Source organism: Halorhodospira sp. 9621, from assembly GCF_022228055.1.
In the GTDB taxonomy this organism is placed as follows: domain Bacteria; phylum Pseudomonadota; class Gammaproteobacteria; order Nitrococcales; family Halorhodospiraceae; genus Halorhodospira; species Halorhodospira halophila_A.
In genome coordinates this window covers 128,557-143,628 of record NZ_JAJNRD010000001.1, presented here as the reverse complement: position 1 = coordinate 143,628, position 15,072 = coordinate 128,557, and the positions used below count along the sequence as shown (strand labels likewise).

Sequence of the window (15,072 nt, the reverse complement as noted above, 5' to 3'; positions counted from 1 at the left end):
CGGGTCAGTCCGCGCGGGTGAGCCAGCGCACCGGATCGAGGACATGGATCTGTCCGGCCTGCAGCGTGGCAATCGCGGCGTCCGGATCCTCAAAGCGCATGAATAGTACGGCCCGGCCCGGTTCGCCAAAGGTGAAGGCGTAGGTGTAGAGCACGTTATGGCCGCCCTGTTCGAGGACCTCCAGGACGTAAGCCATACCGCCGCACTCATCGGCCACTTCCAGCCCCACCACCTCATCGACGCGAACGGCGCAGCCGGCCTCCTCAAGCACGCGCTTGGCGCGCTCCCAGTCGGCGACGATCAGGCGCAGGATGCCGAACTGGTCCGCGTCGGCCAGGGAGAGGGTGCGGATGTTGATGCCTGCCTCCGCGAGGATTCGGCACGGTTGCTTGAGGTGTGCAGGTTGGTTCTCAAGGAAGAGTGATAACTGCTTGAATTTCATGGTCACCCCTCGCGGTTATCGAAAACCCGCTTCGCCTTGCCCTCGCTGCGTGGGAGACTCTGAGGCTCGGCGAGGCGGACACCGACGCGCAGCCCGATGATGTGCTCGAGGGCGTCGGCGATCTGCCTTTGCAGCGCCTCCATCCCCCCGACGGTATCACTCAGCACCGCCTCGGTGACCTCCACGGCGACCTCCATCTGGTCGAGGCTCCCCTGGCGGCTCAGGGTGATCTGGTAGTGGGGCAGGGTCCCTTCAACCTGCAGCAGCGCGGTCTCGACTTGGGCCGGAAAGACATTGATACCGCGGATGATGAACATATCGTCGCTGCGCCGGCCGATGCGCTGGATGCGCCTTATGGTCCGGCCGCAGCTGCACGGCTCGGGGATGATGGTGGTCAGGTCCCGGGTCCGGTAACGGATCATCGGCATGGCCTGCTTGCTCAGGGTGGTGAGCACCAGCTCGCCTTCCTCGCCGTCGGGCAGCGGGGTGCCGGACTCGGGGTCGATGATCTCCGGGTAGAAGTGATCCTCGAAGATGTGCAGGCCGTCCTGAGCGCAGCACTCGCTGCCCACGCCGGGGCCGATGATCTCGGAAAGGCCGTAGATGTCGTAGGCAAGAATACCGCTCTCCTGCTCGATGCGCTGGCGCATTGCCTCGGTCCACGGCTCGGCGCCGAAGATCCCCACACGCAGGGGCAGGTTCGGCCAATCGATGTCTGCCTCGCGGGCGCGTTCCAGCAGATGAAGGAAATAGCTGGGGGTGGCGCACAGCGCGGTGACCCCGAAATCGCGCATCACCATCATCTGCCGCTCGGTGTTGCCCCCGGAGATGGGGATGACCGTGGCCCCCAGTTCCTCGGCGCCGTAGTGCGCGCCAAGCCCCCCGGTGAACAGCCCGTAACCGAAGGCGTTCTGCACCATGTCGCCGGCATGGACGCCACAAGCGGCGAAGGTCCGGCTCATGACCTCGGACCAGACGTCCAGATCGTCCCGGGTGTACGCCACCACGATCGGCTTGCCAGTGGTTCCGCTGGAGGCGTGCAGGCGGACGATCTCCTCACGCGGGCTAGCAAACAGGCCGAAGGGGTAGGTATCGCGCAGGTCGTTCTTGACGGTGAACGGCAGATGCTGGATGTCGGCCAGCTGACGCAGGTCGGAGGGTTGCACCCCCCGCTGCTCGCAACGCTCGCGGAACAGTGGTACGCGCTCGTAGGCCCGCGTGACCATGCCCTGGAGACGACTGAGCTGGAGCTCGCGCAGCTGCTGCTCCGGGAGGTAATCGGGGGCGCTGCGCGGGTTGAAGGTCGGCTGATCCGGAGTCGGTGCGGCTCGGTCGTGCATGGTCTCCCTCGTCACAGAGTGGGTCGGGGGCGTGAATGGCTGGTTAGAGTGCCGAACAGGGCCTCGATGCCCCGCGCCTGGCGGAATACGCGCAGGTTCATCTCGTGGAGCTTATCGGGCAGCTGACCGCGGATGGCGTCGATCCAGTGCGTCTCGTCGATGTCGAGGTGGGCACTGAGCACGCCGAGCAGTGCGACATTGACCATGCGGGCGGCGTGCTGCGATGCCTCGTCCTGGAAGAGCTGCGGGACGGCGTCCGGCGTGATCAGGCGCCCGTGAGGGGCCAGCCGATGGCGGTTGGGCAGGACCTGGGACGATTCCGAGATGATCAGGAAGTCGGCCTCGGCGTGCGGCACCATCGGGCTGTGGACCCGGGGCCCGAAGCGGATGTCGCTGCTGACCGACCCGCCTCGTTGACTCATGCCGTGGATCTCGCTCTTCTTTACGTCGTGGCCGGCGCTGAAGGCGGCCTCGGCCAGGATGTCCGAGCCCGTGACGATCCCCTGGCCGCCGAGTCCGGCAATGACGATGTTGGTTACGCCGTGCTCGTCAGTCATGACGACGACTCCTGCTCGGCCTGAAGTGCGGCCAGGCGCCGGCTGGCCAGCGGGCAGGGGCGCCTGGCCACGATCAGGGTGAGCTCGTCGCTGGCCAAGGCGTCGGTGAGCAGTCGCTCGAACTCGTCCTGAGCCTCGACCGGATCCACCGTGTGCACCCGGGTGATGCCCATCGCCAGGGCGACGGCCTCGTAGTTGAGCTTGCTGGTGGCCGGGTGGTGGTCGATCTGTCGGCCTGTGCCCGGGTGCTCCTGGAGCCCGGTCATGGCTGTGGTGTCGTTGTCGAGTATGAGCAGCACGTGGCCGGTGGCCGGCGGGTTATAGGCCATCTCGGCCAGCCCGGGGAGGCCGGTATGCACGAAGGTGCTGTCGCCGATGACGCTCACCACCCGTCGTGCCTGGTCGGCGGGGAGGGCATGGCGCAGGCCGAGCCCGACGCCGACGCTCGCGCCCATGCATACGCAGGTGTCCATCGCCTCGAAGGGAGGCATGACGCCGAGGGTGTAGCAGCCGATGTCTCCGGCAACGATGCACTCGTGCCGGGACAGGGTCTGGAACACCTGTCTATGGGAGCAGTCGGCACAGAGCCGCGGCGGCTTGCCCGGTTCCTCCGGTTCGGGCTCCGGGCTCTCGTCGCCGGCGAGGATGCGGCGGACCCGGTCGGCGTTGAGCTCACCGAAACGGAAGCGCTCCGGCTTGCCCTCCACCGGGATGTCCGCTGCCCGAGCGGCGGTGTAGAGGTACGGATCCCCCTCTTCGATCACTACGCAACGGTCCACCTTGGCGGCGAAGGCGCGCATGGCCTCGATGGGTAGCGGGTGGGTCAGCCCCGGCTTGAGCAGGCGAGCTCCGGGGGCGGCCTCCCGGGCATGGGCTGCAGCCACGCCGTCGGCGATGATCCCCAGGCTCGTATCCTCGCCCTCCTCGACGAGCAGCTCCGCCGACACCTCGGAGCGCGCAAGGTTGGCCAGGCGTTCGCGCAGCCGGACGTGGGCCGGACGCGCGTAGCCAGGGATCATGACCCGACCGGGGATGTCCCGCTCGTACCGCGGCGCGGGCACCTGCGCCCGTTCGGTGCGGGTGCGGACCCGCCCCTTGGAGTGGCAGATCCGTGTGGTCAAACGCAGGATCACCGGCAACTGGAAACGAGCGGAGAGTTCCAGGGCCTTGAGCGTATAGTCGTACGCCTCCTGGCTGTCGCCGGGCTCGAGCATCGGTGCCCCGGAGGCTTCGGCATAGCGGCGGGTGTCCTGCTCGTTCTGGCTGGAGTGCATTCCCGGGTCGTCGGCGACGGCGATGACCAGGCCCTCGGCTACACCGGTGTAGGTGGCGGAGAACAACGCGTCAGCGGCCACGTTGAGGCCGACGTGCTTCATAGTCACCAGGGCCCGGGCGTTGCCGTAGGCCACGCCGAGGCCGACCTCAAGGGCCACCTTCTCGTTGGGAGCCCACTGGGCACGCCCTCCGAGGTGGTCGAGGCGCTCGAGGATCTCGGTCGAGGGGGTTCCCGGGTAGCCGGTACCCAGCGACACGGCGCCGTCGAGTGCGGCTTGGGCGACGGCTTCATTGCCTGTGAGGAATTGATCGGGCATGCACTGCTCCTGGGGACTGACTCGTTGTCCGGACTGCGATTTCAGGCCGGTAGAGCATAGAGAGCAAGGGGTGGGGGATCAACATGATGGGAGCGCGCGCGCGCGAGCGGGTGGTCGCGGGCACCGGAAAACCCATCGGGATTTGACCTGTCGACCTCTATGAGGGTAATTTCCACTCGCTATTGTTCACTGCACAATACCGTTAACACCATCGGGAAGGGACGCAGCGAGTGACTTCGGCAATGACACAGATCGCCCTGGCGGGCGGCGTGATGGCGAGCCTGGGTATCCTCCTGGCCGCGATGCTCGCCGTGGCCAATCGGCGGCTCTACGTCTACGAGGATCCGCGAATCGACGAGATCGAGGACCTGCTGCCTCGGGCGAACTGCGGGGCCTGCGGGGTCGCGGGCTGTCGCCCGTTTGCCGAAGCCCTGATCAACGGCGACACCCAGCCTTCCCGGTGTACAGTCAACTCCCCCGAGTTGAATCAGCAGATCGCTGACCTGCTCGGTGTCAGCGTAGGCGACCAGGAGCGGCTAATCGCCCGACTGGCCTGCGCTGGCGGCACCCACGTGGCGGCTACCCGGGCGCGCTACGAGGGGCTCAAGTCCTGTCGAGCGGCGGCGCTGGTCGCCGGCGGTGGCAAGGGCTGTGTCTGGGGCTGTCTCGGCCTTGGTGACTGCGAGGACGAGTGCGGTTTCGACGCCATTGAGCTCAACCGGTATGGCCTGCCGATCGTGGATGCCGAAAAATGCACCGGCTGCGGTGATTGCGTCGAAATCTGTCCAAAAGACCTCTTCAGCCTGCAACCCGAAAGCCACCGCCTGTGGATCAATTGCCGCAACCAGGATCCGCAGGACGAGGCCGAATCCCACTGTGAGGTCGTCTGCACTGCCTGCGGGCGCTGTGCAGCCGACGCGCCGGAAGGTCTGATCCGCATGGAAAATAACCTGGCGGTGATCGACTACAGCAAGAACGACCTGGCCTCACCAGTGGCGATCGAACGTTGTCCAACGGGCGCCATTGTCTGGTTGGAAGACGGTGAGCCCCGACGGGGTGCGGGCGCACGGAAGATCACCCGCAAAGAACCTCTACCGCGCATGGAACCCCTGCCTCGCGTCTGAGGCACAGCGCTACAACCCGCATGGCTGGCCGGCCGGCATGCGCGCGGGCCGGCGCCGCGGTGTGGCGTCTGGCGGTTACAGGTACACAGATTTCGAAATGAGCACCGGTCCGGACGGACCGGGCAAGCTAGGGGAGGCGATATGCTTTTCAAGCGCACTACGTCGCAGGACCTGATGAAGTATCAGGGGATTCGCGGGGCGATGGACGGCAACAGTGCCGTCATCCAGTGCGAGCGCGAATCCTCGGACGCCGCCGGCGCCTACCCGATCACTCCGTCCACGGACATGGGTGAGATGTGGGCCGAGGAGGTCTCCAAGGGTCATATCAATGTCTCCGGTCGCTCGCTGATCTTCATCGAGCCGGAGTCCGAGCACGCCGCTGCGGCGATGACCGCAGGGCTGTCGATGACCGGCCTGCGGGCGATTAATTTCTCGTCGGCGCAGGGCGTGGCGTTCATGCACGAATCGCTCTATGCCGCTGCCGGCAAGCGACTGCCGTACATCCTCAACATGGGCTGCCGCGCCATCACCAAGGGCGCGCTCAACGTCCATGCCGGCCACGACGACTACCACTGCGTCGACGACACCGGCTTCTTCCAGGTCTTCGCCAAGAACGCCCAGGAGGCGGCGGACCTGAACATCATCTCCCACAAGATCGCCGAGCTAGCGCTCAACCCGGGTATCGTCGGTCAGGACGGCTTCCTGACCACTCACCTGATCGAGTCGCTGCGCATCCCCGAGCGGGAGCTGATCCAGGAGTACCTGGGCAGTGCCGACGATATCATCGACTGTCCGACCCCGGCGCAGCGGATGCTCTATGGCGAGCAGCGCCGCCGTATCCCCGCCATTTGGGATGTCGACAACCCGATGCTCTCCGGTTCGGTGCAGAACCAGGACGCCTACATGCAGCAGGTGGCGGCCCAGCGGCCGTACTTCTACGCCCACCTGCCCGAGATCGCCGACGCCTGCATGGAGGAGTTCTCCCAGCTGACCGGCCGGCGCTACAACCGGGTCTCCGGTTACCGGATGGACGACGCCGAGTACGTCATTGTCGGTCAGGGCAGCATGGTGGCCACTGCCGAGGCGGTGGCCGATTACCTGCGGGATACGCGCGGCATCCCGGTGGGCGTGGTCAATCTGACCATGTTCCGTCCCTTCCCTGGCGCCGACCTGGCCCAGCTGCTCAAGGGGCGCAAGGGCGTCGCCGTGCTCGAGCGCACGGATCAGCCGTTGGCCGAGGATCTGCCCCTGGCCCGCGAAACCCGGGCGGCACTGACCAAGTGCCTGGAGAACCGCATCGCCGGGGAAGGCAAACCGTACCCGGATTATCCGTCCTTCGGCGGCGGGGACATGCCGCGGATCTATTCCGGTGCCTACGGCTTGGGCTCGCGCGACCTGCAGCCCGAGGGGCTGATCGCCGCCGTGGAGAACATGCTCGGCGACGGGCCGCAGCAGACGTTCTTTTACCTGTCGGTGGACTTCATCCGGCCCAACCCGGCGACGCCCACCCAGGAGGTGCATCAGCAGAAGGTGCAGGAGGCCTACCCGGGTATCGAGAAGATGGCACTGCGCGGTTCCGAGAACCCGAGCCTGATGCCCGATGAGGCGATCACCGCGCGGCTGCACTCGGTTGGCGGTTGGGGCGCCATGACCACCGGCAAGAACCTGGCCATGACGCTCTTCGACCTGCTCGACTTCCACATCAAGGCGAACCCGAAGTACGGCTCCGAGAAGAAGGGGCAGCCGACCACCTATTACCTGGCTGCTGCGCCGGAGCCAATCCGGGTCAGCAGCGAGCTCAAGGAGGTCGAGGTTGTCCTGTCGCCGGATCCGAACGTCTTCGATCACTCCAACCCGCTGGCCGGCCTGGCCAAGGGCGGGACGTTCGTCATCCAGTCGAACCTGGACTCGCCGGCAGCCGTCTGGGAGAGCTTCCCGGCGGAGGCCCAGCGCTACATCGTCGAGAACGATATCCACGTCTACTATCTCGATGCGTTCAAGATTGCCCGGGACGAGGCCTCGGATGCCGATCTGCAGTTCCGCATGCAGGGCATTGCCTTCCAGGGCGCGTTTTTCGCGTCGTCGCCGCTTATGCAGCGCCGCGGCCTGACACGTGACTCACTTTTCCGCGCTATCGAGGAGCAGCTCGAGCAGAAGTTCGGCAGCAAGGGGCGCCGCGTGGTGGAGGACAACCTGCGGGTGGTCCGCCGCGGCTTCGATGAACTGGTGGAGATCACCGACAAGACCCTCAGCGGTGCCGTGGCGCCGGCTTCGGGCGAGCAGCGGGCCATGCCGGAGATGCCGGTGATGCTCAAGCGTCTGCCCAAGTCCGAGGATGCGCGTTCGGATATCCACCGTTTCTGGGAGCAGACCGGCAGCTTCTATGTCGCCGGGCAGGGCAGTGACAACCTGGCCGATCCCTTCATGGCGCAGTCGCTGATCCCGGCGTCCACGGCGATCTACCGGGACATGACCCAGGTACGCTTCGAGTACCCCGCCTGGGATCCGGCCAAGTGCACGGCCTGCGGGGACTGCTACGCGGTCTGTCCGGACACCGCACTGCCCGGGCTGGTCAACAGCATCGGCGAGATCTTCGACACCGGCGTGCGTCGTATCGAGAAGACCCAGCCGACACGCCATCTGCGGCGCGCCGTGCGCGATCTTGAGAAGCGGCTGCGCAGTGCGCTGCTCGAGGCCGGCGAGGAGGCCGACTTCCACGCTGAACTCGACGACTCCATCCAGCGCCTGCTGGCCGATAGCACGCTCGATGGCGGCGATAAGGAGCGTCTGGAGCGGGAGCTGGCATCGCTGCGCGAGCAGATCGGCGACTTCCAGTTCGCCGTCACCAAGCCGTTCTTCTCCGCGCAGGAGAAGCGCAGCCCCGGCAGTGGCGGTCTGTTCTCCCTGGCGGTCAATCCGTATACCTGCAAGGGGTGCATGGAGTGCGTCCGCATCTGTGACGAGGGTGCCCTCGAGGCGGTGACACAGACCCAGGACGACGTCGACCGAATGCGGCGCAATTGGGACTTCTGGCTTGATCTGCCGAGCACCAGCAAGGATTACATCCGCATCGACGACCTGGATGAGGGCATCGGCGCCCTGGAGACGCTGCTGCTCGATAAGACCAACTACGAGTCGTTGAACGCCGGCGACGGCGCATGCCTGGGCTGCGGCGAGAAGACCGCGGTGCACCTGTTCACCTCCACGGTCTCGGCGCTGATGCAGCCCCGGGTCAAGGAGCACGTCAAGAAGATTGACGACCTGATCGCCCGGCTGGAGCAGCACATCCGCCTCAAGCTGGCCGAAGGCATGGATATCTCCGACGTCCACGCGGTCCACGAGGCCATCCAGGCACACTCGGACCGTGACCTGACGCTCTCGCGCTTGTCCGGCACGCTGGATGAGGGGCGGGGCAGCCAGACTGTGGATCCCGACTGGCTGAAGTGGGCTACCGACGTGCTGGCCCGGCTCAAGGATCTGCGCTGGCGCTACACCGAGGGGCCGACCGGCCGCGGCCGTACCCACATGGGCGTGATCAACGCCACAGGCTGCACCTCGGTCTGGGGGAGCACGTATCCCTACAACCCCTATCCGTTCCCGTGGACCAGCCACCTGTTCCAGGACAGCCCGTCGATGGCAGTGGGCATCTTCGAGGGGCACATGTCGAAGATGGCCGATGGCTTCAAGGCCATCCGCATGGCCGAACTCGAACTCGCCGGCAAGTACGATCCGGCCGAGCACGACGCGTTCTTCGCCCAGTTCAACTGGGAGAACTTCACCGACGAGGAGTACGCCCTGTGCCCGCCGGTGGTCAGCCTGGGCGGCGACGGCGCCATGTACGACATCGGCTTCCAAAACCTGTCGCGGGCCATGATGTCCGGGAAGCCGGTGAAGGTGCTGGTGCTCGATACCCAGGTCTACTCCAACACCGGTGGCCAGGCCTGCACCTCTGGGTTCATCAGCCAGGTCTCGGACATGGCGCCCTACGGCAAGGCCTGGAAGGGCAAGAACGAGATCCGCAAGGAGATCAGCCTCATCGGCATGGCCCACCGCACCAGTTATGTCGCGCAGGGGACCATCGCCAACGTCACGCACCTGCTGGAGAGCTTCATCGAGGGTCTCAACACCCGGCGTCCAGCGGTGTTCAACGTCTACGCCGTCTGCCCGCCGGAGCACGGAGTGGGGGACGATGTGGCCTTCATGCAGTCGCGTATGGCAGTGGACGGCCGGGCCTACCCGCTGTTCCGCTACAACCCGGATCGCGGCACCACGTTCCGCGAGTGCAGTGATCTCGAGGGTAACCCTGAGGTCGAGCAGGACTGGCCGACGTACACCCTCAACTACCTCGACGAGGAGGGCGCGGAGCAGAGCATGGAACTACCCATGACCTTTGCCGACTTCGCGCTGACCGAGGGTCGCTTCCGCAAGCACTTCAAGCAGGTGCCGCCGGAGAAGTGGAACGACGACATGATCCCGCTGGTGGAGCTGCTGGAGCTCGACGAAGAGGATCGCGAGGGCCTGTTCCCCTACATCTGGGCCGTGGACAAGCAGAACCGACTGGTCCGGGTCATCGTCTCCGAGGAGCTGGTCCGCTCGACCGAGGAGCGACGTGACTTCTGGCATCAGCTCAAGGGTCTGCTCGGACTGGATCGTGAAGAGGTCGATGAGCAGGCCGTGGCTGCCCGGACGCGTCAGGAGATGGCGCAACGGATCAGCGCGGCCCTGGTCTCCATGGCCAGCGGCGAGGATGCCGGCCAGCTGGCCGGCGCGCTCGCCGCCCCCGAGTCGGCGGTGTCCTCCGCGGGCGCGCAGGGTCAGGGGGCCGATGACGGGGGCGCTGCCGATGCCGCGCCCACCGCAGCCCACGATCCGGTGTGGGTGGAGAGCAACGAGTGCACCGCGTGCGATGACTGCATCGACATCGCCCCCGGCGTTTTTGAGTACGACGACAACAAGCAGGTCGTTGTGAAGGATCCGAAGGGGGCGTCGTTCAAGGACATCGTCCGCGCGGCGGAGAAGTGCGCCTCGTTCGCGATCCACCCGGGCACCCCGTTCGACCCGAACGAGCCGGGCCTGGACAAGCTCATCAAGCGGGCAGAGAAGTTCAACTGACCATGAGCGTGCTGTCCTTTCTGGGTGGACTGACCTTCCCCCGGGGGATTGAGCCCCCGGGGCGCAAGGATCAGACCCGCAAGCAGCCCATTCGGCGTCTGTCGTTTGCCCCGCGCATGGTGCTGCCGCTGACGCAGCACTTCGGGCGTCCGGCGCGGTCGCTGGTGACCCGTGGGCAGGAGGTGAGCCGCGGTGAGCCGATCGCCGAGGCGGATGGCTGGCCCTCGGTTCCGATCCACGCCCCGGTGACCGGTACCGTGGAGGGGGTCGAGCTCATGCCCACCGCCCGCGGTCCCAAGACCGAGGCGATTCTCCTGCGCACGGCTCCGGGCGATAGTCAGGTGGTGCGCTGGAGCCGGGAGCGGGATCTCGATGCCCTCTCGCGTCAGGAGCTCATCGAGGCCATTCAGGACGCCGGGATCGTCGGGCAGGGGGGGGCGTCGTTTCCTACCCACCTGAAGCTTTCGGTGCCGGAGGGCTACGCCATCGACACGCTGGTGGTCAACGGCTGCGAATGCGAGCCCTTTCTCAGTACCGACCACCGGCTGATGATCGAAGCCACCGAGTCCATCATCGCCGGCGTGCGCTTGGCGATGCGGGCGGTGGGTGCTCCGGAGGCGGTGATCGGCGTCGAGGACAACAAGCCCGATGCCGTCGCCGCGCTGCAGCAGGCGGTCGCCGAAGAAGACGCCATCCGGGTGGTGCAGCTCAAGTCCAAGTACCCCCAAGGCTCGGAGAAGATGTTGATCAAGGCCCTACTTGACCGGGAGGTGCCCTCGGGTGGCCTGCCCTACGAGATCGGGGCCGTGGTCAACAACATCGGCACCATGGCGCAGCTCGGGTACCTGCTCCCGCGCGGGGAGGGGCTGATCGAGCGCGTCATCACCGTGGCCGGTCCCGGCGTGGAACGCCCCGGCAACTATCGGGTCCCTGTCGGCACGCCGCTGCGCTACCTGCTCGAGGAGGTCGGCTTCGAGGGAGATGATCCGAGCCGAATCGTCCTCGGTGGGCCGATGATGGGGAACACGGTGGCGTTCCTGGATGTGCCGGTCACGAAGGGGATCTCGGGAGTGCTGGTGCTGCCCGAGGGGGTCGGCGATGAGACCGATCGCCCGCCGACGCAGCCGTGCATCCGCTGCGGTCGCTGTGTGGAGGTGTGTCCGGTGGGGCTCAACCCGGCTGAGCTCGGGCGGCTTGCAGCCAAGCGGCAGTACGAGGCCATGGAAGAGCGCTTCCATCTCAATGACTGCTTCGAGTGCGGCTGTTGCAGTTACGTCTGCCCCTCGAACATCCCACTGGTGCAGTACTTCCGGATTGCCAAATCGCTGAATCGGGAGCGAGCCTCTTAATGCGCCCGCGTATCGAGATCAAGACATCGCCCCACATCAAGGAGCCGGACACGGTCGAGCGCATCATGCGCTCGGTGGTCCTGGCTCTGCTGCCGGTGTGTGCCTTCTCGGTTTACCAGTTCGGCATCAGTGTCGCCGCACTGCTAGTGGTGACCACCGTCACGGCGGTCCTGACCGAGCAGCTGTTCAATCAGCTATCGGGTCGTGCGAGTACGATCGGGGACTACAGTGCGGTCATTACCGGGCTGTTGCTGGCCCTGACGCTGCCGCCGGCCTTCCCGCTGTGGATGGCGGCGGTATCGGCTTTCGTGGCCATCGCCCTGGGCAAGGCGCTGTTCGGGGGGTTGGGCTACAACCCGTTCAACCCGGCGCTGCTTGGCCGTGCCTTCGCCGCCGCGGCCTTCCCCGAGGCGTCTTCCACTTGGACGCAGGCCGGCCTGGCTGATCGTTTCACGGAGTTTCTGCCGTCGACGCTGGCCCTGCCGTTCATGACGCCGGATTCGGTGGACGCGTACACAACGGCGACCCCGCTGGCCGAGTGGAAGTTCGAGGGGCAGATCGCCACCGAAACGTGGGACCTCATGCTCGGGACCATCGCCGGCTCGGCCGGGGAGACCTCGGCGCTGTTGGTCCTCGTCTGCGGCCTTTTCCTTGTGCTGCGTGGCGCGGTGAACTGGCGCGTGCCGGTCTCGGTGCTGGGCAGTGCCGCGGCCACGGCCGGCGTGTTTTACGCCCTGGATCCCGCCGCCTACCCGGATCCGCTCTTCGTGCTGGCCTCCGGGGCCCTGATGCTGGGCGCCTTCTTCATGGCCAGCGATATGTCCTCGTCGCCGGTAACGCCGGCCGGAATCTGGATCTACGGCATCCTGATCGGCTTCCTGACGGTCATTATCCGCTTTTTCGGTGGTCTTCCCGAGGGTGTGATGTACGCGATCCTGCTCGGTAATGCGGCGGTGCCGCTGATCGAGCGCATTGCCCAGCCGCGGATGTATGGCCTGCGCAAGAGGAGGGGGCAATGAGCGAAGCAGCCCAGTCCCAGCAGGTGGCGCCGACGCCGACCTCCAGCCTGCGTTTGATCGGGACGCTGGGGGTGATCGCGCTGTTCGCCGGGCTGCTGGTGGTCAGCGTGGTCGAGTGGACCCGGCCGATCATCGCCGAGAACCACGAACGGGCGCTGCAGCAGGCGGTCTTCGACGTCATCCCCGGGGCTACGCAACGCCGGGATTTCGTGCTGACCGACGAGGGCCCGGTGCCGAAGGAGGACGCCCAGGAGCGAGGCCCGATCATCCACGCCGGCTATACCGAGGACGGCGCCCTGGCCGGAGTGGCGCTGGAGGCCTCGGGGCGAGGGTATGCGGATGTGATCCGCATCCTCTACGGCTACGACCCGTCCTGCGCGTGCATTGTCGGCATGTCCGTCCTGGAGAGCCAGGAGACGCCGGGTCTGGGGGACCGGATCGAGACCGATCCGGACTTCCTGGGCAGTATCGAAGGGTTGGACGCCTCACTGAATGAGGACGGTACCGGACTGAAGCACGGCATCCGCACCGTAGACCCGGGAGAGCGCGAGGATCCCGGCGATATTGACGGGATCACTGGGGCCACCGTCTCCGCCGAAGCCATCGGAGACATGCTGCACCGGAGCGCGGACGAGCGACTGCCGCAGCTCCAGGGGCACTGGTCCGAGCTGGAAAGGAATGAGTGATGGCTGCCAAGCGTGAGCAAGAACCGATCACCATGGATACCTTCCTCAGCGGCATCTGGCGGGAGAACCCCGTTTTCGTGATGCTCCTGGGGATGTGCCCGGTGCTGGCTGTGACCAACACCACCGAGAACGCGCTGGCGATGGGGCTGGCTACGACCTTCGTGTTGGTCTGCTCCACCGGGCTGGTCTCCATTCTGCGCGATTTCATCCCCAAGGAGGTGCGCATCGCCTCCTATATCGTGATCATCGCGAGCTTCGTCACGGTGGTCGACTACGCGATTCAGGCGATCAGCCTGGATATCTACAACGCCCTCGGGGCGTTCATTCAGCTAATCGTGGCCAACTGCATGATCCTCGGCCGGGCCGAGGCGTTCGCGTCGCGCAAGCCGCTGGGTAAGACGCTGATTGACGCCCTCGGCGTCGGGGCCGGTTTCACGCTGGCACTGCTCTGCCTCGGGACCGTGCGTGAGCTCCTCGGGGCGGGGGAGATCCTGGGTATTCAGGTCTTCGCCGACAGTTTCGAGCCCTGGGTGATCATGCTGCTGCCGCCGGGCGGGTTCTTCGTGCTCGCCGGCTGGCTGCTGCTCTTTGCCTGGATCAAGGAGCGGCAGAACAAGCGCGCCGCTGCCGGTAAGGAGGCGACCGCCGATGGACGCTGATTCCCTAAGCTACATCTTCCTCAATGCGGCGATCATCAACAACTTCGTGCTCGCCCTGTTCCTCGGCATCTGCCCCATCCTCGGGGTGTCGGGCAAGCTGGGCACGGCCTTTCCCATGGGCGTGGCGAGTGCCTTCGTCATGCTCATCGCGTCGCTGGCCGCCTACGGCATCAACATCGTGCTGGGCTACTTCGAGCTCGAGTTCCTGAGCCTGATCGCCTACATCGCCGTCATCGCCTCGGCGGTGCAGCTGGTGGAGATGGTGGTGAAGAAGTTCAGCCCGCCCCTCTACCGGGCACTGGGCATCTTCCTACCGCTGATTACCACGAACTGCGCGATCCTGGGCGTGGCGCTGTTCCAGACCAGCTACGAGTACGATTTCCTGCAGTCGGTGACCTACAGCCTGGGCGCCGGCGCCGGGTTCATCCTGGCGATCGTACTGATGGCGGGCCTGCGCGAGCAGGTCGATCTGGCCGACGTGCCCTCCGTGGCCCGCGGCGCGGCGATGAGCCTGATGCTGGCCGGGGTCCTGTCGCTGGCGTTCATGGGCTTCGCTGGACTCGGGGGGTAGCCGATATGGGCACCTACGTTGCGGCGTTCCTCGTCATCTTTGCGCTGGTTGTCGGCTGGGTCGGTGTCCAGGGTGCGGCGCGCCGTTTCGCGCGCCGGCACCCGGAACTCGGGCCTACCACGCCGGAGGGGGAAGGGGCCGGTCACGGGGGGTGCGGGGTCTGCGCGATCGCGGACATGTGCGGCAAGGGGCCGTCGGGCGGCAACAACTGACGTGGCAAAGCTGCCCACGGCTTGATGTCGCAGCGTGGAACGAGCAGGAGCACGCTGCATCAAACTCTCGATGAGGCCGAGACCGTGGTCGCGAGAGATTGGGGTATCGTTATGGGCCGCTTGCGAGAGATCCTTGAGGGCACGTTCTGGGGGCGTGTGCTGACCTGGTCGGTGGCAGTGCTGATCATCCTGATCATCCTGGTCTTTACCCTCGCTGGCATCGAGCGGATGGCAGGGGCGATCCGCGGCGTCTGAGCCGTTCACCGGCGACCGTATGCCGCACAGAGATGATCGCCGTGGCACCGGGATGGTGCACACGGGTCCGTTTTTAGTGCAGACTTCCCGCGCCTGAGATCCTGTCGGTGGGTGCCGGATCCGTCCGGGCGCCCGCCGGAGAAGAGACATCGTC

Annotated in this window: 13 protein-coding genes; 9 read left to right on the top strand and 4 right to left on the bottom strand. The window is 66.1% G+C overall.

The features are described 5' to 3' along the window. Positions 1-4: 4 nt before the first annotated feature. Genes LRF89_RS00630 through LRF89_RS00615 form a run of 4 tightly spaced genes read right to left on the bottom strand, consistent with a single transcriptional unit; the run spans position 5 to position 3,931 of the window. Complete coding sequence (locus LRF89_RS00630) at positions 5-442, bottom strand: amino acid-binding protein (RefSeq protein ID WP_201167384.1); 438 nt, start codon at positions 440-442, stop codon at positions 5-7. Positions 443-444: 2 nt separating this feature from the next. After that, a complete protein-coding gene (locus LRF89_RS00625; RefSeq protein ID WP_238636424.1) occupies positions 445-1,782 on the bottom strand; it encodes a phenylacetate--CoA ligase family protein in 1,338 nt (445 codons plus the stop codon). Positions 1,783-1,793: 11 nt separating this feature from the next. Next, positions 1,794-2,339 carry an indolepyruvate oxidoreductase subunit beta gene (locus LRF89_RS00620; protein ID WP_201167382.1) on the bottom strand — a complete coding sequence of 182 codons (546 nt, stop codon included), beginning with the start codon at positions 2,337-2,339 and terminating at the stop codon, positions 1,794-1,796. After that, positions 2,336-3,931 (bottom strand): thiamine pyrophosphate-dependent enzyme, encoded by a 1,596-nt coding sequence (locus LRF89_RS00615; RefSeq protein ID WP_201167381.1) that lies wholly within the window; start codon positions 3,929-3,931, stop codon positions 2,336-2,338. The genes LRF89_RS00620 and LRF89_RS00615 overlap by 4 nt, the downstream gene beginning before the upstream one ends. Before the next feature lie 242 nt (positions 3,932-4,173). Here LRF89_RS00615 and LRF89_RS00610 point away from each other — a divergent pair, with 242 nt between their 5' ends. The 9 genes from LRF89_RS00610 to LRF89_RS00570 all read left to right on the top strand — a co-directional run bounded on the left by LRF89_RS00610 (position 4,174) and on the right by LRF89_RS00570 (position 14,918). Then, entirely contained in the window at positions 4,174-5,055 is an 882-nt protein-coding gene (locus LRF89_RS00610; RefSeq protein ID WP_201167379.1) for an RnfABCDGE type electron transport complex subunit B, read from the top strand. Positions 5,056-5,196: 141 nt separating this feature from the next. Then, positions 5,197-10,167 (top strand): 2-oxoacid:acceptor oxidoreductase family protein, encoded by a 4,971-nt coding sequence (locus LRF89_RS00605; RefSeq protein WP_238636423.1) that lies wholly within the window; start codon positions 5,197-5,199, stop codon positions 10,165-10,167. Between the two features lie 2 nt (positions 10,168-10,169). Beyond that, positions 10,170-11,516, top strand: coding sequence for an electron transport complex subunit RsxC (rsxC, locus tag LRF89_RS00600; protein ID WP_238636422.1), 1,347 nt, complete (start codon positions 10,170-10,172; stop codon positions 11,514-11,516). Continuing rightward, positions 11,516-12,535: an RnfABCDGE type electron transport complex subunit D gene (locus LRF89_RS00595; RefSeq protein WP_201167372.1), complete on the top strand. Its 1,020-nt coding sequence runs from the start codon at positions 11,516-11,518 to the stop codon at positions 12,533-12,535. Before rsxC ends, LRF89_RS00595 begins: the two co-directional genes overlap by 1 nt. Further along, a complete protein-coding gene (locus LRF89_RS00590) occupies positions 12,532-13,221 on the top strand; it encodes an FMN-binding protein (protein ID WP_201167369.1) in 690 nt (229 codons plus the stop codon). Before LRF89_RS00595 ends, LRF89_RS00590 begins: the two co-directional genes overlap by 4 nt. Then, a complete protein-coding gene (gene rsxE / locus LRF89_RS00585; RefSeq protein ID WP_201242552.1) occupies positions 13,221-13,880 on the top strand; it encodes an electron transport complex subunit RsxE in 660 nt (219 codons plus the stop codon). The genes LRF89_RS00590 and rsxE overlap by 1 nt, the downstream gene beginning before the upstream one ends. Then, positions 13,870-14,451 carry an electron transport complex protein RnfA gene (locus LRF89_RS00580; RefSeq protein ID WP_201167363.1) on the top strand — a complete coding sequence of 194 codons (582 nt, stop codon included), beginning with the start codon at positions 13,870-13,872 and terminating at the stop codon, positions 14,449-14,451. Before rsxE ends, LRF89_RS00580 begins: the two co-directional genes overlap by 11 nt. Positions 14,452-14,456: 5 nt before the next feature. Then, a complete protein-coding gene (locus LRF89_RS00575) occupies positions 14,457-14,663 on the top strand; it encodes a hypothetical protein (protein ID WP_201167345.1) in 207 nt (68 codons plus the stop codon). A 111-nt stretch (positions 14,664-14,774) separates the two neighbouring features. Next, positions 14,775-14,918 (top strand): hypothetical protein, encoded by a 144-nt coding sequence (locus LRF89_RS00570; protein ID WP_201242549.1) that lies wholly within the window; start codon positions 14,775-14,777, stop codon positions 14,916-14,918. The last annotated feature ends 154 nt before the right edge of the window (positions 14,919-15,072 follow it).